General features: G+C 65.2%; 24 protein-coding genes. 10 read left to right on the top strand and 14 right to left on the bottom strand.

Annotated elements, in window-relative coordinates; all coding sequences use genetic code 11:
• The first annotated feature begins 51 nt into the window (after positions 1-51).
• On the top strand, positions 52-1152 hold the full coding sequence (locus tag QUH67_RS03280; RefSeq protein ID WP_300945215.1) for an LLM class flavin-dependent oxidoreductase: 1101 nt from the start codon (positions 52-54) through the stop codon (positions 1150-1152).
• Between the two features lie 186 nt (positions 1153-1338).
• Here the strand turns inward: QUH67_RS03280 and QUH67_RS03285 are convergent, their stop codons facing one another.
• Complete coding sequence (locus tag QUH67_RS03285; RefSeq protein WP_300945216.1) at positions 1339-2463, bottom strand: DUF2336 domain-containing protein; 1125 nt, start codon at positions 2461-2463, stop codon at positions 1339-1341.
• A gap of 238 nt (positions 2464-2701) precedes the next feature.
• On the opposite strand from QUH67_RS03285, the gene QUH67_RS03290 reads away from it, so the two are divergent.
• The gene (locus QUH67_RS03290; protein WP_300945217.1) at positions 2702-4471 is read left to right on the top strand and encodes a flavin-containing monooxygenase; all 1770 of its coding nucleotides are present in this window, start codon (positions 2702-2704) and stop codon (positions 4469-4471) included.
• Positions 4472-4555: 84 nt separating this feature from the next.
• Here QUH67_RS03290 and QUH67_RS03295 read toward each other — a convergent pair whose 3' ends face one another.
• Complete coding sequence (locus QUH67_RS03295) at positions 4556-5074, bottom strand: mismatch-specific DNA-glycosylase (protein ID WP_300945218.1); 519 nt, start codon at positions 5072-5074, stop codon at positions 4556-4558.
• A gap of 12 nt (positions 5075-5086) precedes the next feature.
• Positions 5087-5740 carry a S24 family peptidase gene (locus QUH67_RS03300; RefSeq protein WP_300945219.1) on the bottom strand — a complete coding sequence of 218 codons (654 nt, stop codon included), beginning with the start codon at positions 5738-5740 and terminating at the stop codon, positions 5087-5089.
• Positions 5741-5914: 174 nt separating this feature from the next.
• Between QUH67_RS03300 and QUH67_RS03305 the strand changes: the two genes are divergently transcribed.
• Positions 5915-6259 carry a DUF952 domain-containing protein gene (locus QUH67_RS03305; RefSeq protein ID WP_300945220.1) on the top strand — a complete coding sequence of 115 codons (345 nt, stop codon included), beginning with the start codon at positions 5915-5917 and terminating at the stop codon, positions 6257-6259.
• Positions 6256-7353 carry a quinone-dependent dihydroorotate dehydrogenase gene (locus QUH67_RS03310; RefSeq protein ID WP_300945222.1) on the top strand — a complete coding sequence of 366 codons (1098 nt, stop codon included), beginning with the start codon at positions 6256-6258 and terminating at the stop codon, positions 7351-7353. Before QUH67_RS03305 ends, QUH67_RS03310 begins: the two co-directional genes overlap by 4 nt.
• 6 nt (positions 7354-7359) lie before the next feature.
• On the opposite strand, the gene QUH67_RS03315 is transcribed toward QUH67_RS03310, so the two are convergent.
• The 5 genes from QUH67_RS03315 to QUH67_RS03335 all read right to left on the bottom strand — a co-directional run bounded on the left by QUH67_RS03315 (position 7360) and on the right by QUH67_RS03335 (position 12536).
• On the bottom strand, positions 7360-8685 hold the full coding sequence (locus QUH67_RS03315) for an MATE family efflux transporter (RefSeq protein ID WP_300945223.1): 1326 nt from the start codon (positions 8683-8685) through the stop codon (positions 7360-7362).
• Between the two features lie 2 nt (positions 8686-8687).
• On the bottom strand, positions 8688-9422 hold the full coding sequence (locus QUH67_RS03320; protein WP_300945224.1) for an MBL fold metallo-hydrolase: 735 nt from the start codon (positions 9420-9422) through the stop codon (positions 8688-8690).
• A 24-nt stretch (positions 9423-9446) separates the two neighbouring features.
• Complete coding sequence (locus QUH67_RS03325) at positions 9447-9749, bottom strand: DUF6460 domain-containing protein (RefSeq protein ID WP_300945225.1); 303 nt, start codon at positions 9747-9749, stop codon at positions 9447-9449.
• A 100-nt stretch (positions 9750-9849) separates the two neighbouring features.
• A complete protein-coding gene (locus QUH67_RS03330) occupies positions 9850-11502 on the bottom strand; it encodes a cisplatin damage response ATP-dependent DNA ligase (protein WP_300945226.1) in 1653 nt (550 codons plus the stop codon).
• Positions 11499-12536, bottom strand: a complete 1038-nt coding sequence (locus QUH67_RS03335; RefSeq protein ID WP_300945227.1) for a ligase-associated DNA damage response exonuclease — start codon at positions 12534-12536, stop codon at positions 11499-11501. The genes QUH67_RS03330 and QUH67_RS03335 overlap by 4 nt, the downstream gene beginning before the upstream one ends.
• A 95-nt stretch (positions 12537-12631) precedes the next feature.
• On the opposite strand from QUH67_RS03335, the gene QUH67_RS03340 reads away from it, so the two are divergent.
• From QUH67_RS03340 to pdeM, 4 genes are all read left to right on the top strand, one after another.
• Positions 12632-13558, top strand: a complete 927-nt coding sequence (locus tag QUH67_RS03340; RefSeq protein ID WP_300947924.1) for a class I SAM-dependent DNA methyltransferase — start codon at positions 12632-12634, stop codon at positions 13556-13558.
• Between the two features lie 105 nt (positions 13559-13663).
• Positions 13664-14893, top strand: a complete 1230-nt coding sequence (locus QUH67_RS03345; protein ID WP_300945228.1) for an ABC transporter substrate-binding protein — start codon at positions 13664-13666, stop codon at positions 14891-14893.
• A gap of 189 nt (positions 14894-15082) precedes the next feature.
• On the top strand, positions 15083-17656 hold the full coding sequence (locus tag QUH67_RS03350) for a ligase-associated DNA damage response DEXH box helicase (protein WP_407080403.1): 2574 nt from the start codon (positions 15083-15085) through the stop codon (positions 17654-17656).
• Between the two features lie 50 nt (positions 17657-17706).
• Positions 17707-18378, top strand: a complete 672-nt coding sequence (pdeM, locus tag QUH67_RS03355) for a ligase-associated DNA damage response endonuclease PdeM (RefSeq protein WP_300945229.1) — start codon at positions 17707-17709, stop codon at positions 18376-18378.
• 24 nt (positions 18379-18402) lie between these two features.
• On the opposite strand, the gene QUH67_RS03360 is transcribed toward pdeM, so the two are convergent.
• The 3 genes from QUH67_RS03360 to QUH67_RS03370 form a co-directional block, all read right to left on the bottom strand.
• Positions 18403-19236, bottom strand: a complete 834-nt coding sequence (locus QUH67_RS03360) for a sterol desaturase family protein (protein ID WP_300945230.1) — start codon at positions 19234-19236, stop codon at positions 18403-18405.
• Positions 19237-19252: 16 nt separating this feature from the next.
• Positions 19253-19456, bottom strand: a complete 204-nt coding sequence (locus QUH67_RS03365; protein ID WP_300945231.1) for a cysteine rich repeat-containing protein — start codon at positions 19454-19456, stop codon at positions 19253-19255.
• Positions 19457-19650: 194 nt separating this feature from the next.
• Entirely contained in the window at positions 19651-19875 is a 225-nt protein-coding gene (locus tag QUH67_RS03370; protein ID WP_300945232.1) for a hypothetical protein, read from the bottom strand.
• A 186-nt stretch (positions 19876-20061) separates the two neighbouring features.
• On the opposite strand from QUH67_RS03370, the gene QUH67_RS03375 reads away from it, so the two are divergent.
• Together QUH67_RS03375 and QUH67_RS03380 are read left to right on the top strand one after the other, a co-directional pair.
• Positions 20062-20784 (top strand): response regulator, encoded by a 723-nt coding sequence (locus QUH67_RS03375; RefSeq protein ID WP_300945233.1) that lies wholly within the window; start codon positions 20062-20064, stop codon positions 20782-20784.
• Positions 20784-22145, top strand: a complete 1362-nt coding sequence (locus QUH67_RS03380) for a sensor histidine kinase (RefSeq protein ID WP_300947926.1) — start codon at positions 20784-20786, stop codon at positions 22143-22145. The genes QUH67_RS03375 and QUH67_RS03380 overlap by 1 nt, the downstream gene beginning before the upstream one ends.
• A 24-nt stretch (positions 22146-22169) precedes the next feature.
• On the opposite strand, the gene QUH67_RS03385 is transcribed toward QUH67_RS03380, so the two are convergent.
• The 3 genes from QUH67_RS03385 to QUH67_RS03395 all read right to left on the bottom strand — a co-directional run bounded on the left by QUH67_RS03385 (position 22170) and on the right by QUH67_RS03395 (position 24952).
• Positions 22170-22952 (bottom strand): TIGR02186 family protein, encoded by a 783-nt coding sequence (locus tag QUH67_RS03385; protein WP_300945234.1) that lies wholly within the window; start codon positions 22950-22952, stop codon positions 22170-22172.
• Positions 22949-23875, bottom strand: coding sequence for a sulfite exporter TauE/SafE family protein (locus tag QUH67_RS03390; RefSeq protein WP_300945235.1), 927 nt, complete (start codon positions 23873-23875; stop codon positions 22949-22951). Before QUH67_RS03390 ends, QUH67_RS03385 begins: the two co-directional genes overlap by 4 nt.
• A 270-nt stretch (positions 23876-24145) precedes the next feature.
• Entirely contained in the window at positions 24146-24952 is an 807-nt protein-coding gene (locus QUH67_RS03395; RefSeq protein WP_300945236.1) for a COG3904 family protein, read from the bottom strand.
• Positions 24953-25015: the final 63 nt, after the last annotated feature.

The following is a 25015-nucleotide window of genomic DNA, read 5'->3' on the forward strand; positions in this document are numbered from 1 at the left end:
GCTGGCGCGCGACAGACGCGCTTTCAACAAAACACATAGCGAGGACGCCCCATGGAGATCGGATATTTCACGATGCCGTCCCATCCGCCGGAGTGCGGGTTGAAGGAGGGTCACGACTGGGATCTGCAGACGCTGCGGTGGCTCGATGAACTCGGCTACCAGGAAGCCTGGATCGGCGAACACCACACCGCGCCGTGGGAACCGCATCCCTCGCCGGATCTCATTCTCGCGCAAGCATTTTTGCAGACAAAGAACATCCGCCTCGGTCCAGGCGGATTTCTTTTGCCCTACCACCATCCGGCCGAACTCGCCAACCGCGTCGCCATGCTCGATCACCTGTCCGGCGGGCGGCTGAATTTCGGCATTGCCGCATCGGGCCTGCCGAGCGACTGGGCAATGTTCAACGTCGACGGCATGTCGGGCCAGAACCGCGACATGACGCGCGAGGCGCTGGAGATCATCCTGAAAATGTGGACCGAGGATGCGCCATGGTCCTACAAGGGCAAGTACTGGACGGTGAACAAGCCGGATGTGATGTTCGACTTCCTCAAACCCCACATCAAGCCGCTGCAGCCGCCGCATCCGCCGATCGGTGTCGCCGGCCTCTCGAAAGGCTCGGACACGCTGAAACTCGCCGGTGAGCGCGGCTACATCCCGATGAGCCTCAACCTCAACCCGGCCTATGTCGGCAGCCACTGGGAAGCGGTCGAGATCGGCGCGGCCAAAACCGGCCGCAAGCCGAACCGCAGCGACTGGCGCATGGTGCGCGAGGTGTTCGTCGCCGATACCGACGAGGAAGCGTGGCGACTGTCGGTCGGCGACATGATGGGCAGGATGATGAACGAATACTTCCTGCCGCTGCTCGGCCATTTCGGCTTCAAGGATTATCTCAAGGCCAATCCCAATGTGCCGGACTCCGACGTGACAGCGGAATATTGCGCGCGCAACAACTGGATCGTGGGCTCGCCTTCGACGGTCGCCGAGAAGATCGAAAAGATCTATCACGAGGTCGGCGGCTTTGGCACGTTGCTGGTGTTCGGCTTCGACTACAAGCACAAGCCGGAGGCCTGGCACAACTCGCTGCGGCTGTTGAAGCAGGAAGTGATGCCGCGGCTGAACCATCTCAACCCCGATATGATCAGGGCGGCTTGAGATTGTTTTCCCTTCTCCCCTCTTGTCCGCCGAAGCTTTGGCGAAGGCGGATGTGGGAGAAGGTGCCGGAGCGAAGCGGAGGGCGGATGGGGGGTATGTCTCAGCGAGTCATGGACGTTGAGAGAACCCCTCCTTCGGCCTTCGCGCCACCTTCTTCCACAAGGGAAGAAGGCAAGAGCGTTCTGCTCACCCTACCTTCGGCGGGGCGTCGGCGGCGCGAACTTGCCAGAATTTCAGGAGGCGGCGGGCGCTTTCGAGCGTCAGCTTGCCGTATTGCTCTTTCGCCTTCGCCAGTTCGTAGCGGCCCATGCAGCCCGAGGCGAAGCGGCTGTTGAGCACGGCGTCGACCGTTTCCCAACTCAGCCCTGCGACGCGGCAGGGGATCAGTACGCCGTCGTCGCGCAGGCTCTGCATCACCGGGCGGATCACGTCGATTGCCGAGCCCGACAGTTCGGCCAGCGCCGCGACCGTTTCGGCGTATTTGTGCTCCTTCGCCAACGCCAGCAGCATCGGCTCGTTGAGCTTGCCGTTCTTGGCCAGTGCCGCAACGAAGCGGCGGGCCGCGGTGAAATCGCGCGTGCGCGCCATCTCGCGGTTGGCGCCGGCGGCGGCCAGCGCGATCGCGTTCCTGATTTCCTCGAACAGATGCGGCGGCGCGCGTGACAATAGCCGCGTGCGCACCGCTTCGGTGGCGCTGCGCAGCAATTGCGTGCGTAGCTCGGCCGGCAAATCCACGCGGATGCCGGTTTCGACCGCCAGGTCGGGGTCGTGCTCCGCCTGCTTCAGCACGATGGCGTAGCCGGATGCCGACATCCGGGCGCCGGGATTGGTGACAAGCCGCCGGCTCACGGAAGGGTAATGCCGCTTCAAGAGCGCATCGGTGACGATCTCGGTCAGCCACCAGCGCCCGGAGATCGCCAGCAGATGCGGCTCGCCCTTGGTCTGCGCCAGCGCGATCAGGTCTTCGGCCGTCAGCCGCGCCGATTCCGTCAACACCGGCCGCGCGATCGTGATTTCGTCATTGTTGGCCAGGCGGCGGACCACGTTGGCGGGCGCCTGCTTGGTGGAGGCGAGCTGTGTGCTCATTTCAGCGAGCGCGATCCGCGCCGAGACGTCGGCCAGCGCGCGCAGTTCGACGGTGCGAATCAGCCGTTCGAGCACGTCGCCGAACAGCTCGATCTGTTCGCCGGAATAGCCGTCGGCGGAACGCAGAAACAGGTCGGTGACCTGTTTCAGCGTATCCAGATGTTTGTCGGCGGAGCCGGCCGTGACGGCCGCCTCGACCTCGTCGGCGATCGATCGTTCCAACATCGCTCGTCCTGAGCGTTTCAAGCCGGTTCTGGCAGCAGGACGCAGAGAATAGGGGGCAGTGCTGAACGTTGCGTAAACCATTGGGGTCGCGCGGCGGCGGCAATGCGGCCGAACCGGTACGAAAGGGCGGGTGTTCGTTCCGCGCAGGCCGCCTTGCAAAGGCGCCACGGCGGTTGTGCTGGCGCAAAAGCTGCGGTCAGATGGCGATAACGACAAGAATTCATAGGGAAATACCGCCATGCTGGACCGGCCGGATCTGCCGCCTGATGAAAGCCACCGTGAAATTACGGAAGCCTGGCTTGCCGCATTCCGCACGGCGCTGGAACGGCGGTCGGCGGCGGAATTGTCCTGGTTGTTCGTGGCCGACAGCCACTGGCGCAATCTGTTCGGCTTGTCCTGGCAATTTGCGACCTTCAGCGGCCAACGCACGGTCGCGGCCGAACTGGTGGCGCGTTCGGTCTGGGCCCGGGCGCACGGCTTTCGTCTCGACACGGCGCGGCTTTTGCCGCGCGCGGCGAAAGTCGGCGGTCGCGAGGTTCTGGAGGCGATCTTTGCCTTCGAAACCGTCAACGGCCCCGGCTATGGCGCCGTCCGGCTGCTGCGCGAAGAAGACGGCGTGGCGCGCGCCTGGACAATCTCGACCTCGCTCGATTTCGATGCCATCTGCGCCGCGCGCGAGGCGGCCGCCGCGACGTCCCATATCAGGGATTTTGCCGGCCCGGACTGGCTCGAGCAGCGGCGGGTTTCCGCCGCTTACGACGATCGGGACCCCGACGTGCTGATCGTCGGCGGCGGCCACGCCGGCATTTCGGTGGCGGTGGAGGCCCGGCGCATCGGTCTGTCGGCGCTGGTGGTCGACCGCATGGCGCGGATCGGCGACAATTGGCGGCTGCGGTATCGCGGGCTGAAGCTGCACAACAAGACGCCGGTCAATCATTTGCGCTACCTGCCGTTCCCCAGGACCTTTCCGGATTACATCCCGAAGGACCAGATCGCGAACTGGCTGGAAAGCTATGTCGACATCATGGAGGTCGACTTCTGGACGCATACCGCGTTCGACGGCGCCGATTACAACGAGGCCACGCAGCGCTGGACCGCGCGGCTGACGCGCGAGGGCGAGGTGCGCACGCTCAAACCAAAGCACATCGTGCTGGCGACCAGCGTCAGCGGCACGCCGAACATTCCCGAGATCGAAGGCATCGAGAATTTCCAGGGCGAGGTGCTGCACTCCAGCGGCTTCAAGGCGGGCCGGGAATGGGCCGGGCGGCCGGTCATCGTGTTCGGTACCGGCACCAGCGCGCATGACATCTGCCAGGAGTTGCAGGCCGCGGGCGCCGACGTCACCATGGTGCAGCGCAGCCCGACCATGGTCGTCAATGTCGAGCCGGCGCAGCTTTACGACAAGGCCTATCTCGGCGACGGTCCGTCCATCGCGTCCCGTGACATCCTCAATTCGGGCGTGCCGCTGCCGGTGATGAAGCTGGCGCACAAGCTGGTCACCGACGAGGTAAAGCGTCTCGACGCGCCGTTGTTGACGCGGCTGGAGGCGGCCGGCTTCCGGCTCGAATATGGCGAGGATGGCACCGGATGGCCGCTGAAGTTTCGTACCCGCGGCGGCGGCTATTACTTCAACGTCGGCGCCTCCGAGCTGATCGCCGACGGCAAGATCAAGCTGATCCAGGCCGCCGACATCGAAGCCTATGTGGCCGATGGTTTGAAGCTGCGCGACGGTACCGTGCGCAAGGCCGATCTCCTCGTGCTCGCCACCGGCTACAAGGGGCCAGATCACTTGCTCACGCAATTGTTTGGCGCGGAGGTAGCAACGCGTGTCGGCCGCGTCTGGGGCTTTGACGACGCCACGTCGGAACTGCGCAACATGTGGACGCGCACCCCGCAACCGGGCCTGTGGTTCGTCGGTGGCGCGTTTTCCCAAGCCCGGATCTACAGCCGCTACGTCGCGCTGCAGATCGACGCGATCGAAGCGGGAAGGTTGGCGAAGGCGGGATGAGGGTGTCTTTCCGCAGCTACAATCCTTTGCCCATCTCGCTGCCGCTTCGCGTCCGCGATTCACCTGCTCGCACAACCAGCGCAATCAGGGCTTGGTCACCCGCCCCGCCGCTCGCACCTCATTTGCAAAGCGGTGCCAGATCTCCGGCCGCCAGCTTCCATTGGCGGCGCCGGAGGTCGAAGGCAGTATCCACACCCTGGTGTCGCCGATCGCCTCCACCTGCTGGCCATAGTCCCGCTTGCCGTCGAAGAATTTCTGGCCGGCGGTCTTGCTGGTGAAGGCGAGGAATGTTGGACGGAATGTCGCGATCGCCGTACTCAGCCGGGCGCGATCCGCTGCGGTCAGTTTGGGAAGTGTGTCGCGATCCATCCCGGCGCCCGCTTTCACCAGATCGGTCAAGCCGATGCCATGCTGCAGCAGGTCGCGATACTGATGCGGCTGCAGCCGTTCCGGTGTCAGCTTCGTCTCGTGCAAAATCTTCCAGAACTTGTTTTGCGGGTGCGCGTAGTAGGCCCGCTCGGCAGCGGATGTCGTTCCGGCAGCGGTCCCGCACAACACAAGGCGCAGCGAATGTTGCAGCAGGTCGCTCAGCACGTCGGTCACGGCGTGACAATCCTACTGGCTCATCCAGACAATCCGTGCGATCCAGGCGACCTCGTCGGCGTTAACGACGCGGTCGGCCTGGGTCGGATTCAGCGAAGCCAGTTCCAGCGTCTTTGTCGTTCGGCGCTTCAATTCCTTGACCATCACCTCGCCGTCCGACGTCTTGAGCACCACGCGGTCGCCGCGTCGGATCGGCGTTCCTGGCGACACCACGATGATGTCGCCGTCACGATAGACCGGCTTCATCGCGTCGCCCGAGATCTCCAGCGCATAGACGTGCTCGTCGGAGGCCTGCGGCAGCGTCACCTCGCCCCAGCCGCGGCCCGCCGGAAAGCCGCTGGCGTCGAAATGGCCGCCACTGCCGGCCTGCGCGAGCGCGAGCAGCGGAACCGATTGCAGGCCGCGCGCGCCGTCGCCGATCAACTGTACAAAAATTTCGATCGAGGAATTGGTCGCCGCCAGGGCCTTGGACACCGATTCGGTGGAAGGCCAGCGCTCGCGGCCGTCGGCGGTGATGCGCTTCGACTTGTTGAAGGTGGTGGGGTCGAGGCCTGAGCGTTTGGCGAGGCCGGATGGCGACATTCCGGCGCGTTCGGCCAGCCGGTCGAGCGCGCTCCAGACCTGGGCGTGGGTCAGAATGCGCTGAGCCTTGGGGTGCCTGGCCATATAAAATCCGGGAATCGCCTAGGAATTATTGCCTCATTCCGCTCCGCGGCGCAAATCTTCCCCCACGCCTGATGCGGCAGCGCTTGAGTTGCCGGGCTGCCGCCTTTACGGTCGACCGCCACCCGGCCATTTTCCGGGAAATCCCATCCGTCTCAACGACAAGCCCGGAAAGCCGTGCGCACCATCTATAAAATCACTCCCGCCTCGGCCTGGCGCGAGGCCGAACGGCAAGGTGTCTACCGGGGCAGCAGCGACGATCTGCGCGACGGTTACATTCACTTCTCCACGGCGTCTCAAGTCGCCGAGACGGCGCGCAAGCATTATGTCGGTCAGACCGGCCTGTTCCTCGTCGCGGTCGATGCGCATGCGCTTGGCGACGCCCTGCGCTGGGAACCGTCGCGCAACGGTGAATTGTTCCCGCATCTCTATGGTGAACTCGATCTCGGCGCCGTGACAGCCATCCTCGACATGCGCGCGCGGTCTGACGGCACGCATGATATTCCGGAACTGATGCCGTGATCCGCGCCTTCGATGCCTTTTCGCTGCCGCTGCTGCGCTGGTTCGATCCGGAGGACGCGCATCGCATGGCGATCCAGGGCCTGCGGCTGCTGCCGCCGGTCAAGCCGCGCGCCGACGACCACAAGCTGGCGGTGCGCGCCTTCGGCCTGAATTTCCCCAATCCGATCGGCATGGCCGCGGGCTTCGACAAGAGCGCGGAGGTGCCCGACGCACTGTTGCGGCTCGGCTTCGGCTTCGTCGAGATCGGCACCGTAACGCCGAAGCCGCAGGCCGGCAATCCGCGGCCGCGGCTGTTTCGCCTGGAGCGGGATGAAGCCGTGATCAACCGCATGGGCTTCAACAATGACGGCGCGGAAGCCGCGCTGCGCCGCCTTGCCGCGCGCGCTCATCACGGCGGCATCGTAGGTGTCAATGTCGGGGCCAACAAGGATTCGACCGACCGCGTCGCCGACTACGTCAAGCTGATCGAGACGTTCGCGCCGGTCGCGAGCTATTTCACGGTCAACGTCTCCTCGCCGAATACGCCAGGCCTGCGCAACCTGCAGCAATCGGCGGCGCTCGACGATTTGTTGGCCAAGGTGATCGATGCGCGCGAACGCGTGCGCAAGAATGCCGGCGATTCACCCGTGCTGCTGAAGATCGCCCCGGACCTGAGCCTGACCGAACTCGACGACGTCGTGCACATCGCGCGCTCCCGCCGCGTCGACGGCATGATCGTCGCCAACACCACGCTGGCGCGGCCCTCGTCGCTGCGTGAACAGTCCCGCGCCAGTGAGCAGGGCGGCTTGTCCGGCCGACCGTTGTTTCGACTGTCGACCCGCATGGTGGCCGAGACCTATGTCCGCACGGAGGGCGCATTTCCGTTGATCGGCGTCGGCGGCATTGATTCCGGCGGCGCGGCGCTGACGAAAATCCGCGCCGGCGCCAGCCTGATCCAGCTCTACTCGTCGCTGGTCTACAAGGGGCTCGGGCTGGTCGAGGACATCAAGAACGATCTGGCTTCGACCTTGCTGCGCACCGGGCGGGATTCGCTGTCGGAGATCGTTGGCGCGGATGCCGCGGCGATCACGGCCGAGGATTGGCCGGTGAAGTGATTCGGGCTACGGACCGAACGACTTCCGCAACAACACCGGATATCTCAGCGCTTCCAGCCCGCCGCGGGCGGCGTAGTGCACCAGCAGTGCGCCCCATAGCCCGGCATTGCCGAATGATCGCAGCGCAAACCACGCGCCGAGGAAGATCACGAGCGACAGCACCATCAGGTTGCGCATGTCGCGCGCCCAGGTCGCGCCGATATAGATGCCGTCGAACGCAAACGCGAACACGCCGAGCAGCGGTGCAAAGATTACGAACGGGAGATAATAGCGTGCGATGCGACGTACTTCTTCGCTCGCCGCCATCACATCGATGAAAAAAGTCCCGAAAAGCAGGAAACAGGCGGCGACCGCGAGCGCGAAACCAAAACCCCACCTCACGATGAGCTTGACGGCGCCGGCAAAGGCATCCCTGTCGCGCGCGCCGTAGGCACGGCCGCAGAGCTGCTCGGCGGCGTTGGCGAGACCATCGAGGAAAAAGGCGCTGATCAGCAGGAAATTGTTGAGCACCGCGTTGGCGGCGAGCGTCACGTCGCCGGCGCGGGCACCTTGAGCGGTAAAGAACAAAAAGGCCGCGATCAGCGACGCGGTGCGGATCATGATGTCGCGGTTGACCGCGAGCATGCGCATCAGCTTGGCGCGGTCGAACAGCAATGCGCGGGAAGCCGCGAACTGCCCGTTCGAAAGGTGGCGTGCGATCAGCAGTCCAAGGACGAGGCCGGCGGCTTCAGCAATCAGCGCGGCGATGGCGGCGCCGGCGATGCCGAAATCGAACACCAGCACCAGCAGAACGGTCGCCGCCATGTTGATGAGGTTGATGGTGACCTGAGTGCCCAGCGCCAGTCTGGCGCGGGCCTGTCCGATCAGCCAGCCCAGCACGACATAGTTGCCCAGCGCCAGCGGCGAGGACCAGATCCGGATCACGAAATACGTCTTTGCCGCGCGCGTGACGCCATCGCTGCCGCCCATCGCGTTGAGCAGAACCGTGGCGAGCGGGATCTGCAGGACGATCAGCGCAGCCCCAACCAGCGCTGCGACGATAAGCCCACGCAACAGGATAGCGCGCAATTCATTCGTCTCGCCGGCGCCGAGCGATTGCGCGGTGAAGGCGACCGTGCTCATCCGCAAGAATCCGAACAGCCAGAACATGCAGTCGAACAACACGGAGGCCATGGCGACGCCGCCCAGCAGCGTGGCGTCGCCGAGCCGGCCGATCGCCGTGGTCGAGACGATGCCGATCAGGGGCGTCGTCAGGTTCGCGACCATCGCGGGACCGGCGATGGCGAACACCTGCGCGGTCGTGACTTTGGACGGCGTTACGGGAGAGTGCATGCCTACAACTCGACGGCCATGCCGTCATGGGCCGCGAGATAGGGCAGTTCGCCGACGCGAGCGAGCATGTCCTCGCTCATATGCGTCAGTACCAGCCGCTTAGCGTTGATCTCAGGCAAGCGCGCTTCCAGCGTCTTCAGGCTGAGATGGTTCTTGACGATCTTGTCATAGTAATACGCCTCGGCAATGAACAGGTCCGCGCCGCGCGCCGCCGGGATCAGCGTGTCCGTCCACTCGGTATCGGCGCTGTAGGTAATGACGCGGCCCTCCGCCTCGATGCGATAGGCCAGGAACGGTCCGCCGGATTCGCCGTGGACCACCGGATAGGGCGTCACCTTGACCTCGCCAAAAATCCTGCTGTGCTCGGGTTCGAGCGCGACGACCGAAAGATCGAAGCGCGGCTTTGTTTTGGAGGAATGCTCGAACAGCGTTTCCATCAGCGCGGCGAGCTTGGTCTCGATGCCCTGCGGGCCGGCAATCACAAGCGGACGGGCGCGCCGTGTGAATTGCGCGTCCAGCAGCAGGAATGGCAGTCCGCCAAAATGGTCGCCGTGGAAATGCGTGATCAGGACCAGGTCGATGCTCTCGCGCGCGATGCCGAGCCGCTTCAGCGCCGGCAGCGACGACGCCCCGCAATCGATCAGGAAATTGACGTGGTTGCCCGTGACATGGAAGCAGGTGTTGAACCTGCCTCCGGAACCGAACGCGTCGCCGCAGCCGACAAATCGCAATTGCATCGGCTGCAGCCTTGCCGGTCCGACCTATCGCCCGCGCGGTGTGCCGAACAGCCGCGATAGCAGCCAGATCGGGATCACGATCACGGCGCCGAGCAGGAAGTAGCGCCACAGCCAGTTGACCGCGTCGAAGCCGAGATCCCACAGCCGCTGGAACAGCATGCGGATGCTGATGAGGATGTTCCAGGGGTCGAAGCCGATGGCGGCGAGCACCACGCCGACCAGAATCGACAGCATGATCAGCCGGAACGCGACCGACAGCGGCGAGCCGCCGAGGAATCGGTACAAGCCGTCATTGCTGGCCGGCAGGTCTCGTACGTCGTTCGGCATCGGTTTCTCCCGCGGAATGGTCCGCAACAGTATAGAGCACGGCGAGGCAAATGGGGAACCCGCGTCTCGCCGTCAATGGCTGCCATGCGACAGCGGAACGTTAATTTGCCGTCACGTCTTTCAGCATCCGTTCCAGCGTCTCCAGCCGGTCGGCCTCGCGCGGTGGCTTGTCCCAGCGCAGCCGGCTGATGCGGGGAAACCGCATCGCGACGCCGGATTTGTGCCGCGGCGAGCGCGCCAGCCCCTCGAACGCCACTTCCAGCACCAGCCCCTGCTCCGGCTCGTGCACGACATGGCGGACCGGACCGAACTTTTCGGTCGTGTTGCGGCGGACGAAACGGTCGATCTGCAGCAGTTCCTCATCGGTGAAGCCGAAATAAGCCTTGCCCACCGGCACCAGCTGCTCGCCGTCCTCGCCCGAAGTCCAGACGCCAAACGTGTAGTCGGAATAGTAGGACGAGCGCTTGCCATGGCCGCGCTGCGCATACATCAGGACGGCGTCGATGATGTGCGGATCGCGCTTCCATTTCCACCACTGGCCCTTCGGCCGCCCTGGCAAATAGGGCGCGTCGCGCCGCTTCAGCATCACGCCTTCCACGGCTTCAGCATCTTCGCCCGCGCCGGCGCTTGCGGGATCGGCCCGCGCGGCCATCAGCGCCTCCCAGCTTTCGAAGGCGATCGTCGGCGACAGGTCGATACGCGGGTCATCCAGCTTCTTGATGAATTTATCGAGATGCGCGCGGCGCTCGGCGAACGGCAGTTCGCGCAAATCGTTCTCATCGTCTCCGAGCAGATCGTAGGCGCGCAGGTGAATCGGGAATTCCTTGATCAGCTTTGGCGAAACGGCTTTCCGGTTCAGCCGCTGCTGCAGCACGTTGAAGGTCTGGACCCGGCCCTCGCGCAACACCAGCAGTTCACCGTCGATGGCGCCGGGCAGACGGAGCGAGGGGACCAGGTCGGGAAAGCTTTTGGTAATGTCCTCGCCGGTGCGTGAGTAGAGCCGTGCCTGCATGTGCCCGCTTTCGTCGCGGCCCGAGACAGCCTGCACGCGAATGCCGTCCCATTTCCATTCAGCGACGAAGTCCGCGGGATCGAGACTGGCAAAGTCCGTATCCTCGATCGCATGTGCCAGCATCACCGGGCGGAACGGCGCTGGATCGAGGTTGACCGGCTTTTCACCGCGGCCTTCCAGCCAGGCGAACAGGTCGAGATAGGGCGGGGCAAGTCCGGGCCAGATCAGTTCGACGTCGTGAGGGTCCTTGTCGCTGAGGGCGGCCGCCGCGGTCTTCGCCAGCCGCGCCGAAATCCCGATTCGCATCGCGCCCGTGACGAGTTTCAGCAGCGCCCAGCGGCCGGTCTCGTCGAGTTCGTCGAGCCAGCGCGCGAGCTGTTTTGGCAGTTCGGTCTTGCCGAGGGTGCGCAGCGTGGTGACGACCTCGGAGAGGGTGGGGGGAGGCCGGTTGTTGTGGCCGGGCAGCGGGGCTTTAGGCCACATCAGCGCGACCGTCTCCGAGAGGTCGCCGACATAGTCGTACGACAGCCCGAACAGTACGGGGTCGGTACGATCCATGATCAGATCGCGGATCAGCCCCGGCTTGGCGTGCTTGAACGACAGCGCGCCGGTCAGCGCGGCGAGCGCGTAGCCGCGGTCGGGATCGGGTGTGTCATGCAGGTAGGCCGTAAGCAGCCGCAGCTTGTTGTTGCGGCCGGGCTCGTAGGCGAGGCGGTCGAGCAGGTCGGCGAAACGGTTCATGCCTCGGCCTCGTCGGCCACTGCCGGCTCGTGCTCTTCCTCATCGCCATAGCCGACCAGGTCGAGCGGCTGTGCAGCAAGCCCGCGCGACTTGCACCAGTGCACCAGCGCGTCTTCCTGCCCGTGCGTGACCCAGACCTCGCCGGCGCCCGTGGCCGCGATGGTGGCGGTCAGGCCGTCCCAGTCGGCGTGGTCGGAGATCACCAACGGCAGCTCGATGCCGCGCTGCCGGGCGCGCGCCCGTACCCGCATCCAGCCCGAGGCGAATGCCGTGACCGGATCGGGGAAGCGCCGCGTCCAGACATCAGATGTGGCCGAGGGCGGCGCCAGCGTGATGGTGCCGGCGAGATCGGCCTTCTTCACGCCTTTCACGGCGCGCAGCTCGCCGAGCGCGATGCCGCGGCTTTCATAGTAATACGTGATCTTTTCCATCGCGCCATGCAGATAGATTGGGGCGTCATGGCCGGCCTCGCGCAGTAGCGCGATCACGCGCTGCGCCTTGCCGAGCGAATAGGCGCCGACCAGATGCGCGCGCTCCGGAAACAGCGCCACCGATGCCAGCAGCTTCCTCACCTCATCCGCCGCATCGCCGTGACGGAACACCGGCAGGCCGAACGTCGCTTCTGTAATGAAGACGTCGCAGGGTACCACTTCGAACGGCGTGCAGGTCGGATCTTTGGCATCCTTGTAATCACCGGAGGCGACGATGCAGGTGTCCTCGCAGGTCACGGCGACCTGCGCGGAGCCCAGTACATGGCCGGCCGGATGGAATTTGATCCTGACGTCGCCGAGCGTCATTTCCTCGCCGTAGCGGATAGCCTGTGTCGTTCGCGCAAAATTGTCGCCGTAGCGCAGCCGCATCATGTCGAGCGTTTCCTGCGTGGCGAGTACGGCGCCATGGCCCGGCCGGGCGTGATCGGAATGGCCGTGCGTGATCACGGCGCGCTCCACCGGGCGCACCGGGTCGATATGAAAGCCGCCGGGCTTGCAGCACAGGCCGGCGGGAACGGGCATCAGGATGTCTTGCGGGCGCATGCGGCGTTATATAGGAGGTCTTGCGTCGAATTTTACCCGCCATGCGCCGGCTTGACCCGCGCATCCATCCTGGAACCCATACTTTCCTGGAAGTCATGCCCTCGCGCCTGTTTCTCTCCTCCGGCGATCTGATGGCCGACCGCCGCTTCGATTTCGCGCGCGATCTGCAATTGAAGGGCGATCTGGCGGCCGCGGCCGATCTGCTGCTGCAGGCGATCGAGCTGGCGCCGAATTTCACGTCGGCCTGGTTCACGCTCGGCGGCATCCGCGAAGAACTCGGCGAGCATGATGCCGCCGTCGTGGCCTATCAAAAGGCGCAGGCCAGCGATCCCGGCGACCGCCACGGCGCCGGGCTTCGCTTGATGCGGCTTGGCGCCGAGCCGGTGTCCGGCATGCCGCAGGCCTATGTGCAGACATTGTTCGATCAGTACGCGCCGCGGTTCGAAGCCTCCCTGGTGGGCGATCTCGGCTACCGCGGCCCGGCGCTGCTGTTCAAGGCGGTGCTGTCGGTGCGATCGGCGGCCCGCAGGCCGGCGCTCTTTGATCGAGCCATCGATCTTGGCTGCGGAACCGGGCTTGCCGCAGCGGCCTTCGCCCGCACGGTCGATCATTTCATCGGCGTCGACCTCTCGCCGCGCATGATCGAGCGGGCGCGGGCCACTTCGCTCTATGCGGAACTCGAGGTCGCCGACATGCTGCAAGGCCTGCGCGCGCGGCCGGACGCCAGTGTCGACCTCATTCTGGCCGCGGACGCCGTGGTGTACGTCGCCGAACTCGCGCCTGTCGTCGCAGAGGCCGCCCGTGTGCTGACCGCGGGCGGGCTGTTTGCCTTTACCGCCGAAACCCATGACGGCGAAGGCGTCGTGATCGGCAGCGGGCTGCGCTATGCCCACGCCGCGGCTTACGTCCGCGCCACGGTCGAATCCGCCGGCCTCCAATTAGCGCTGCTGGAAAATAGCTCGGCGCGGAACGAGGATAATGCCCCCGTGCCGGGCTTGGTCGCCGTCGCCGCTAAAACTTGAGTCTAGGCGCTACGCGCCCACCGAATGGCGCATTGCGTGCGGCATGTCAGCTATTGCCAGTGACGCCGGAATGCCGGATCAAGACTGCCATAAGGGAGAGATACAATGAACAAGAAGCAGACCCGGCGCGAATTCGGCGCCACCGCGCTCGGCGCCATCCTCGCATCGACGCTGCCCGCACCCTTCGTCTGGGCGCAGACAAAGAAATACGATCCGGGCGCCAGCGACACCGAAATCAAGCTTGGGCAGACCGTGCCGCATTCGGGTCCCGGCTCGCTCTACGGCGTGCTGGGCCGGGTCGGCGAGGCCTATTTCCAGATGCTGAACGAGAAGGGCGGCATCAACGGTCGCAAGGTGAAATTCTTCTCGATGGACGACGCCTACAGCGCGCCGAAATGCGTCGAGGCGACGCGGCGGCTGGTCGAGCAGGAGGAGGTGCTGGCGCTGTATGGCTCGCTCGGCACCGCGCCGCAGACCGCCGTGCACAAATATCTCAATTCGAAGGGCGTGCCGCAGCTGCTGCTCAATACCGGCGCGTCGAAATGGAACGACCCGAAGAACTTCAAATGGACCATGGCGGGCCTGCCGCTGTATCCGACCGAGGCGCGCATCCTCGCCAAGCACGTGATCGGCGCCAAGCCGAACGCCAAGGTCGGCATCCTCTACCAGAACGACGATTTCGGCCGTGACTTCCTCGGCCCCTTCAAGAAGGTGCTGGCCGACGCCGGCGGCACCGCCAAGGTGATTATGGAACAGAGCTATGATTTGACCGAGCCGACGGTCGATTCACAGCTCATCAACCTCTCCAAATCCGGCGCGGATGTGTTCTACAACATCTCGACCGGCAAGGCGTCGTCGCAGTCGATCCGCAAGGTGGCGGAACTCGGCTGGAAGCCGCTGCATTTGCTGTCCGCGGGATCGACCGGGCGTTCGATCCTCAGCGCGGCCGGCCTCGAGAACTGCACCGGTATCGTTGCCATCCGGTACGCCAAGGAAGTCGGCGTGCCGCGCTTCGAGAAGGATCCGGACGTGATGGCGTTCGAGGAACTGCGCAAGAAATATCTGCCCACGGTCGATCCGGACAACACCATCGCCTTCGCCGGCTATGGCCAGGTCGCGTCGATGGCGGAAATCCTGCGCCGCTGCGGTGACGAACTCACCCGCGCCAACGTGCTCAAGCACGCCACGACGCTGGCGGGCTTCCACTCGCCGTATTTCCTCGACGGCGTCAATTTCAGCTACACGCCCGACGACTACACGCCGATGAAGACGCTCTACATCTCGGAGTTCAACGGCAAGGATTGGGATATTTCGGACAAGCCGGTGACGGAGTAGGAGACGCTCCCTCTCCCCGTTCTTCACGGGGAAGAGGGCAGGGGTGAGGGGCTCTCTCAACGCGCTGGGTTCGCCGAGAGAGCCCGTCGCCCGGATTGCTTCGCCATCCGACCTTTCCCCGCAACGAGCGGGGCGAGGTGACTTCCGAGGCCCCTCGACGAACCCACCCTGACGGCTTACCTCTGCTCCGTGCCGTCGCCCGATCCCTTGCCCTTCACGCCGCTTGAAACGGCTGCGCTCTTGCCCGACCGCTTTCGGCGCTGGTTCGCCGCGCGCGGCTGGTCGCCTCGCGAGCATCAGTTGGCGCTGCTGGAAAAAGCCGGCAACGACCGCTCCGCGCTGCTGATTGCCCCGACCGGCGCCGGCAAGACGCTGGCCGGGTTCTTGCCGACGCTGGTGGAGCTTTCCGCGGCCTCCAAGGGCGCGGCCGAGAAAAACCTCATCTCCACCGGCAGCACCGTGAAGCGCACGGGTGGCCTCCACACCCTCTACATCTCGCCACTGAAAGCGCTCGCGGTCGACATCGCGCGCAATCTGGAAACGCCGATCGCCGAAATGGGCCTGCCGATCAAGGTCGAGACCCGCACCGGCGACACGCCGGCCTCGCGACGGCAGCGGCAGCGGCGCTATCCGCCGGACATCATGCTCACCACGCCGGAGCAGCTGGCGCTGCTGCTGTCGTCGGATGACGCGCCGTTCCTGTTCTCCTCGCTCAAACGCATCGTGCTCGACGAGTTGCATGCGCTGGTGACCTCCAAGCGCGGCGATCTGTTATCGCTCGGGCTGGCGCGGCTGTGGCGGCTGGCGCCCGACATGCGCGCGATCGGTCTCTCCGCGACGGTGGCCGAGCCGGAATCGCTGGCGCGGTTCCTGGTGCCGCAGCACGACGGCAGGCACGTCTCCGCCGATATCGTCTTGGCCGGTGGCGCGGCGGCGCCCGTGGTCGAGATGCTGGACACCAAGGAGCGCCTGCCATGGGCCGGGCACACCGCGCGCCATGCGCTGGGCGAAATGTACGAGCTGATCAAGCGCAACAAGACCACGCTCATCTTCGTCAACACCCGTAGCCAGGCCGAAATGCTGTTCCAGGATTTCTGGCGCATGAACGACGACGGCCTCGCGATTGCGCTGCATCACGGCTCGCTCGACGTCGCCCAGCGCCGCAAGGTCGAGGACGCGATGGCGGCGGGAAAACTGCGCGGCGTGGTCTGCACGTCCTCGCTCGACCTCGGCATCGACTGGGGCGATATCGATCTCGTCATCAATGTCGGCGCGCCCAAGGGATCCTCGCGCCTGATGCAACGGATCGGACGCGCCAACCACCGGCTTGACGAGCCGTCGCGCGCGGTGTTGATCCCGGCCAATCGCTTCGAGGTGCTGGAATGCCGCGTCGCGATCGATGCGATCGCCGAGAATGCGCAGGACACACCGCCGCTCCGGACCGGCGCGCTCGACGTTCTGGCGCAGCACGTGCTCGGCTGCGCCTGCGGCGAGCCGTTCCTGTCCGACGAGCTCCATGCGGAGGTGCTGACCGCGGCGCCCTATGCGTCGCTGACGCGAGCCGACTTCGACGACGTGGTCGATTTCGTCGCCACCGGTGGCTACGCGCTAAAAACCTACGAACGCTTCGCCCGCATCAAGCAGGACAAGCAGGGTCGCTGGCGCGTCGCCAATCCAAAAGTGCGGCAGAGTTATCGTCTCAACGTCGGCACCATCGTCGAGGACGTTATGATGAAAGTCCGTCTCGTGCGCGGACGCGGCGGCGGCAAGGGCTCGACCGGCGTGATCGCTCGCGGCGGACGGATGCTCGGCGAGATCGAGGAAGCCTTCATCGAAGGTCTCGTGCTCAGCGACACCTTCGTGTTCGGCGGCGAGGTCGTGCGCTACGAGGCGCTGGCGGAAGACGTGGTCTACGTCTCGCGGGCCAACGACAAGGATGCGAAAGTGCCGTCTTACATGGGCGGCAAGTTTCCGCTCTCGACCTATCTGGCCGAGCGCGTTCGAAAATTGCTGGATGACCGGCGCCAGTGGGACGCGTTGCCCGAGCAGGTGCGCGACTGGCTGTCCTTGCAAAAGAGCGTTTCCCGCGTTCCGGCGGTGCGCGAGCTTTTGATCGAGACCTTTCCGCGCGCCAACAAGCATTATCTGGTCTGCTATCCTTTCGAGGGACGGCTGGCGCACCAGACGCTGGGCATGCTGCTGACGCGTCGGCTGGAGCGGGCACGGGTGCGGCCGCTCGGCTTTGTCGCCAACGAGTATGCGCTTGCAGTCTGGGGCCTCGGCGACATCTCGCACATGATCCGCCAGGGCAAGCTCGATTTCGATGCGCTGTTCGAGCCCGACATGCTCGGGGACGATCTCGAAGCGTGGCTCGCCGAATCAGCACTGATGAAGCGCACGTTTCGCACCTGCGCGGTGATCGCGGGTCTGATCGCGCGGCGTTTCGTCGGCGAGGAAAAATCCCGCCGTCAGGTGCTTTTTTCGACCGATCTGATCTACGATGTCCTGCGCAAGCACCAGCCCGATCACGTGCTGCTGCGCGCCGCGCGCGCCGATGCGGCGACGGGGTTGCTCGACCTGAAGCGATTGGGTGATATGCTCTCGCGCATCCAGGGGCGAATCGTTCATCGGGAACTCGACCGCGTTTCCCCGCTCGCCGTCCCCGTGATGCTGGAAATCGGCCGCGAGTCAGTTTATGGCGAAGCAGCGGATGAGTTGCTGGCGGAAGCCGCCGAGGAGCTCGTCAAAGAGGCGACAAGATAGACAGGTAGAACGTGATCGCAGTTGCGCAATCTTCGGGGGATGATCAAGACGTGCGCGCCTCAAAGGTTACGATCGCAGACGTCACGTTCCTCGCCGATCTCTCCGGCGCGCTGTTCTGGCAGGCGCAGCGGCTGCTGATTGTTTCCGACCTGCATCTGGAAAAGGGATCGAGCTATGCCAGGCGCGGCGTGCTGCTGCCGCCCTATGACACGCTCGCGACGCTGAGCCGGCTCACTGCGGTTATTGCGCGGCACGACCCACGCATGGTGATCGCGCTCGGCGACAGTTTTCACGATCGCGACGCCCATGAGCGCCTGTCGACATCGAATCGCGAGATGCTTGCCGCCATGCAAATGCGGCGCGACTGGATCTGGATCTCGGGCAACCATGATCCGGCGCTGCCGCCCGATCTCGGCGGTACGGTGGCGAGCGAGGTCGCAATCGGCCCGATCGTGTTTCGTCATGAGCCGACCGGGGCCGCGGGTGAGATCGCCGGCCATCTGCACCCCAAGGCGCGGGTCGCCACCCGCGGCCGTTCGATGGAACGGCGATGTTTTGCTTCCGACGGCGAGCGCGCGGTGATGCCGGCGTTCGGGGCCTACACCGGAGGATTGAGCATCCGCGATGCGGCATTCGCCAGAATTTTCCGCAATGCCGGCCTGATGGCGCACGTGCTCGGCGACAGCCGGTTGCACGCAATCTCGGCGTCACGCTGCCATTGACGATCGCTTGTCGAATGGTGCGGCTCAGATGCCGGGCGGCCCGAACATCGCGCGAAACTTTGCCCGTGCGCCTGCGGCCTTCCTGACGTCATGGAACATCGCGACCCATTCGCCAAGCGCGATCCGGACCGGGTTGAAGGACCGCTTGCCGCCGACCAGTCCGTAGCGCAGGGCCTCACCCGCAGGTGCCTCTGCAAACGTGCCGAACAGCCGATCGAATACGACCAGGATACCGCCAAAATTCTTGTCGAGGCAGGGCTCGTTCGACGCGTGATGCACGCGATGGTGTGCCGGCGTGTTGAGGACGTATTCAAGCGGGCCCAGCCGCGGCGCCAGTTCGGTGTGAATGAAGAACTGATAGGTCAGGTTGATGCCGAGCATCGCGACGACGGCGAATGGATGAAACCCGATCCAGACCAGCGGCAGGAAGAACAGAAAATTGCCGGAGATGTTGCCGGTCCAGCCGAGCCGGATCGCCGCCGTCAGGTTGAACCTGGTCGGCGAATGATGGACCCGGTGCGTTGCCCACATCCAGCGGACCCGATGCGAGGCGCGATGCTGCCAGTAATAGAGAAACTCGCTGCCGACAAACAGTCCGAGCATGGCAGGTAGGCTCGTCGCGGAGAAGTCGAACAGCCGGTGCTGATAAACGAAGGCGAACGGGATCGCGACGATGCCGGCCTCGAGAAGGCGAACCAGATTCTGCACCACCGCGACGCCGAGCGTCGCGGCACTTTCGCGCCAGTCATGCGTCTCGCGATGCACGAGGCGGCCAAGTCCGTATTCCAGCGCCATGAAGCCCAGCGCCGTCAGCAGGATCAGGCCGCGAAAGGCGGGGCCGGGGAACAACGGCTCCATGGTTGCAGGCTCCCTGCTATTTCGGTATCGCGCCGGCGGCTGCCGCGCTGTTCCTGAGCGCATCTGCGCGCGGCATGGCCTGGCCGCAGGCGGCGCTGAGCTGGTGCGAGTGCTCGTGCAGGCAGGCAAGTATCCGCCCGCCGCCGGGTTGCACGCCCGCGCACAGGCGGTCGTAATCGCTGCGACAAACCAGCATCAGCGTCTTCGCTTCACTGCGCATTTGCGGCGACAGCTGCGCCTGCGCCGAACAAGCCACGGGGAACGCGGCCGATATAACAGCTGAACCGGCCAGCGTGAGAGCCGGAATCGAAGGTATGGAAAACCTGGGCATCATGATCTCCTGTAAGTGACCGGGACAGTGGCGGGAGCCGCGACCGCCCGAGGCAATCAAGCGTCGGGCGATCGCTGCTGCCGTCAGTAGCGGGTGACGGTGCCCTGACGGGTGTAGGAGTTGCCGTAGGGGCCGGTGCGGGTCACGGAGCGCGTGCAGCTACCGTTGGCGCAGCCGCCCGAAGCCTGAACACTCGACGTTCCGCGCGGGCCGGTCGCAGTTCCGGAGCGGGTCCAGGCGCTGGCGTCGGCGACGGCAGCGATCGAAAGGGCGCCGGCAAGCGTGGACATGGCGATGAGCTTCTTCATGGTCGCGGTCTCCTCGATGGATGAAGGCTGCCGTTGCGGTAGCCATGCGAGGAGCATGCGGGCGCCATGTCAGCCGGATATTGCCGCGGAGAAACGGTTGGTATCGTTTTGTCGACCGGATGTAACAGTGTGTAACAACGCCGCTTCGGGCCTTGCACGGCGCGCGACCATGTCCACAATAAGGCCATGACCGCGCCCTCTGCTTCACTTTTGATCGTGGAAGACGATCCCGAAATCCGCCGCCTGCTCGCCGATTTTCTGCAGCAGGAAGGATTCGAGGTCGAGTGTGCCGACAGCGGCAAGGCGATGGACGCGGTGCTGCAACGGCTGCGTCCGGATCTGCTGGTGCTCGACCTGATGCTGCCGGGCGAGGACGGGCTTTCGATCTGCCGGCGGCTTCGTGCGGACGACAATATCCCGATCCTGATGCTGACGGCGAAGAGCGACGAGATCGATCGCGTGGTCGGCCTGGAAATGGGCGCCGACGATTATCTGGCCAAGCCTTTTGCGCCGCGCGAGTTGCTGGCGCGGGTCCGCGCTATTCTTCGTCGCGCCAGGGCGGCGCCGGCCAAGCTGCCGGTGCGGCGCTACGCGTTCGACAAGTTCGTGATCGATCTCGACGCGCGCAGCATCGAGTTCGGTGATTCCAGTCAGGATTCCCTGCAGCTCACCAGCGCTGAATTCGATCTGTTGGGCTGCTTCGTGCAGCGGCCACGCCGCGTGCTGACGCGCGACCAGATCCTCGACTGGACCCGCGGACGTTCCGCCGAACCGTTCGACCGCACCGTCGACATGCTGATCTCGCGCCTGCGCAAGAAGCTCGATGCCGCAAGCCCCGGCTCGGGGTTGATCACCACCGTGCGCAATGGCGGCTATCTGTTCACGCCATCCGTGAAGCAGGTGTCGTGATGCTGCGCGTGACGCTGGCCACGCGTCTTGCGCTGATCGTGATCGTGGCATTGTCGGCGATCAGCATCATCATCATTGCGGTGTTCTACCGGACGTCGGTCCGGGAAACCGAATCGGCGCGGCCTTCGCCGGGGCGGCTGGCGGCGATTGCGGAAATGGTCGAGCGGTCCGATCCGGCGATGCGCCGCACGTTCCTTGCGGCCGTGTCATCGCCGCAATTCGTGGTTCGCGTCGAGGCTGCCGGTGCTCCTGCAGTGCTGCCGCCGCGCATCGTGAGACCTCAGCAGGCCCGGCTTGACGATATCTACTCCGCAGCGCTGCCCGGGCGCGACGTTACAGTTTGGCCAACGACGGCTGCGACCCACGACCGCTGGTTTCCGCGGCTGGCGCGCGCAATGTCGAACGCGGTCGAGTTCAGGATCGGGTTGCGTACCGGCGAAACGCTGGTCGTCGACGCCACGACCCGCTTGCCCGTGACGTCGTTCGGCCTGCCGGTTGGTCTCGGCGTCGGATTGTTCGGCACCGTCGTGGCGCTGCTGGCCTTGCTGGTGATGCAGCGCGAAACCCGACCGCTGGCACAACTCGCGGCCGCCGTCGATCGCGTCGACCTTTCCACCGATCCGCCGCCGCTGCCCGAAGCGCGCCGCAGCGCGCCGGAGATTCGCGCGGTCATCGCTGCATTCAATCGCCTGCAGACGCGGCTGAGCGAAATGATGCGTGCGCGCATGACATTGATCGGCGGCATCGCCCATGACGTGCGGACGTTTGCGACCCGGCTGCGGCTGCGCGTCGAGAAAATCCAGGACGCCGCCGAACGGCAGCGCGCGGTCGCCGACATCGACGACATGATCCGCCTGCTCGACGACGCGCTGCTGTCGAGCCGCGTCGGCGCCGGACAGCTCTCGCAGGAGATGGTGGATTTTGCAGCGTTGGTGCGCACCGAGGCCGACGACCGCCGCACGCAGGGAGGGCGCGTCGAATTGTCGGCGGACGACGCGACGCGCGACGTCATCGTGCTCGGCGACCGGTTGGCATTGCGGCGCATCGTCGCCAACATCATCGACAACGCGATCAAATACGGTCGCGTCGCCTGCCTGCGGCTACAGTTGAACAATCACATGATCGTCCTGACCGTCGATGACGAAGGGCCGGGGATTCCGGCCGACCGGCGTCAGGCCATGCTGGAGCCGTTCAATCGCCTTGAGACCTCGCGCAACCGCGCCACGGGCGGTGCGGGGCTCGGGCTTGCCGTCGTGCGCAGCCTGGTGGAGGCGCATGACGGCACGATCGCTCTGATGGCAGCGCCGGGCGGCGGCACCCGCGTGCACATCGAATTGCCGGTGTTTCGTCCCGGCGCATGATTACGGGATGCCGGAGCGAGCCGCTCAATCCTTCCGGAACACGATCGACGCCATCCAACCCGTCATCAGCGCCATGGCCGCGGTGATCAGCCCGTAGACAAAACCGTGCTGCTGCGCCGTGGTGGCGACGAACTGCTCGAAGCCGACCTTGACGATCTCGAACGCGGTGTCGGTCTTGGCCACCAGGGCGCCGTCGGTGAACAGCTTGATCTCGACGTTATAGAGGCCGATCGGCACTTCCGCGGGCAGCGGAATGCTGGTGCGGAACAGCGTCGGCGTCAGGAAGGTCACCGCCGAGGTTTCCTCGCGATACAGCCCATGCTGCTTGCGCAGCCGCACGAAGGCGCTGCGGAACACATCGTCGGGCACCACGTCGGCGTAATCGCCGCTGACGCGCTGGGTCAGCAGCACGTTGTTCAACCCAAGCTGCTGCCGCCGCTGCACCTCGGGCGACGCGATGGCGTCGAACGGCCGGTTGGAGAACAGCGCCAGATAGGTCGGCACTTTCAGGAATTGCCGGGAGTCGGTGTTGATCCAGATCCCGAACTTGCGTTCCTTGCGGCGCGTCACCATGTCGGCGCGCGGGCCGGCCACCGTCACCACGAGATCATAGGTGCGATTGGCCGGCGTGTTGGCGTCCTTTTCCACCGAGCCGAACAGGACGAGTTCCTCGCCGGAGTAATTCGGCGTCACGGTGACGCGGTGGTTCGACACCGACACGATCAGCTTTTCGGCCCATGCGGGCGAGGCCGCGAGCGTAGCGCCCAGCGCAAGCCATCCAAGGAGGAGGATGAGGCGCGGGGTCATCCGGTCACCCCGGTCTGGCGAATGGTGAAGAGGTCCTCCGGGCGCAGCACCAGCTCGACGGCAAAGCGGACGCCGACGGCGAGCACCAGGAGGCCGAGCAGCAGCCGCAAATGTTCGCCGCGGATCTTCTGACCCGCGCGGGCGCCGAACTGCGCGCCGGTGACGCCGCCGATCATCAGGATCAGCGCCAGCACGGCATCGACCAGATGGTTGGTGATGGCGTGCAGCATGGTGGCGAACACCATCGTGACCAGGGTCAGGACCATCGAGGTGCCGATCACGGTCGAGGTCGGCACCCGCAGCACGTAGATCAACAGCGGCACCAGGATGAAGCCGCCGCCGATGCCCATCACCGCGCCGATGAAGCCGATGATGAGGCCGATCACCACGACGGGAATCACGGACAGATAGATCTTCGAGCGCTTGAAGCGCATCTTCAGCGGCAGTCCGTGGATCCAGACATGGCTGCCGGGGCGGCGCAGGGTGACCGGCCCGCCGCGACGGGCGCGCAGCAGCGCGCGCAAGCCTTCCCAGAACATCAGGCCGCCGACGGTGGTCAGCAGGATCACGTAGGACGTCGCGATCATCAGGTCGAGCTGGCCCAGCGAGCGCAGCAGCGTGAAGGTCCATACCCCCAGCGCCGTGCCCATCGTGCCGCCGGTCAACAGCACCGCTGCCAGCAGTGGATCGATGGCGCGCCGTCGCCAGTAGGACAGCGCGCCGGAGAACGAGGAAGCGGCGATGTGGCTGGCGACGGAGGCGACCGCAACCGCGGGCGCAATGCCGACGAAGATCAGCAGCGGCGTCATCAGAAAGCCGCCACCGATCCCGAACATGCCGGACACGAACCCCACCGCCGCGCCCATCGCCAGGATGAGGAAAACATTGACCGGAATGTCGGCGATCGGGAGGTAGAGCTGCACGCGCGTCTGCTTTTTTTAAGCTTTGCCGCACGAGACGGCCCGGTGGCCGTCCACGGCTTGGTTTCTGTTGTATCTGCCGGCAGTGGGAGCCGGTTCGCGCATGCAGTGCGTGCACAGGGCCGGTTCCCGCATCCCTGCATAACTGAATTCGGCCGCGTGAGGGACTAAAAATGCCCGGCAAGGCAAATTTTTGCCTGCTGTGTGCTCGCGTCGTCAGGGTGTTGAAACGCCGTTACAAATGCGGGAAAGCGAGGTCGCCCGCCGGCGGGCTCAGGGATTTCCGAGCGGGTCGGTGACGAGGTTCATTGCCAGCGCCTGTTTGGGGCTGAGCCAGCGAATTTCCCGGGTCTCGGACATCGCTTCGACGATGGCGGATGAGACCCCCATTTTGGTCATGTAGCCCAGCACGGCGCCGGAAATCCGCTGCGCTTCCGCGACGGGGTCATCGACGGGCCTCGTTGTGACAAACCTGTGAACGCCCAATGCCGAGCCCAGCACGCCGAAGCGGGTCTTGCCTCCGGCGTACACCATCACGCAGGCGCTGGCGCAATAGGCGGGTTTGACGCGGCCCGAGGCGTCGGCGCTGCCGACGGCGGTTGCGAGCCCGCGCTGGCGGATGATCTCGCCCATGATCGTGGCCTGGGCCAGATCGCCGCCGGGCGAGGCCAGCAGGACGATGTCGCCGGGAACAAGATTGGCCTGGTCCAGCCGGTCGCGAAACCAGTTCGCGGCGGCGGGGCCGATCGTCCCGCTGACGAACAGGGCGCGACGGCCTTTGACTGATGCATCGAGGTTGAGTGTGTCGATCACCTGCGAGGCCAGGCTCGGCGAGACGTACTGGTCCTTCCAGTAGTCCCAGGCATCCGGCTGCGACAGGTCGCGATAGGCGCGAATGCAGACGCCGGAGACCATCAGGATGAAGATGGCGATCGACCAGAAATGCCGTTTGTGTCGGGGCGGTTGCGGTTGCGGCGGCGGTGGGGACGTCTGACTGGCGGGGGTGCGTGGCGCGGCGACCGCGGGGCCGGTGGGCGACCTGCGAAAGCGGTTTTCTTCCTGGCGATCCTCGCTCGACAATCGGTCCTCATTGCAGTCCCGCCCGCATGGGGCCGGGCCGGCAGCACTATACGGATTTATGGC

Source organism: Bradyrhizobium roseum, from assembly GCF_030413175.1.
Lineage (GTDB): Bacteria > Pseudomonadota > Alphaproteobacteria > Rhizobiales > Xanthobacteraceae > Bradyrhizobium > Bradyrhizobium roseum.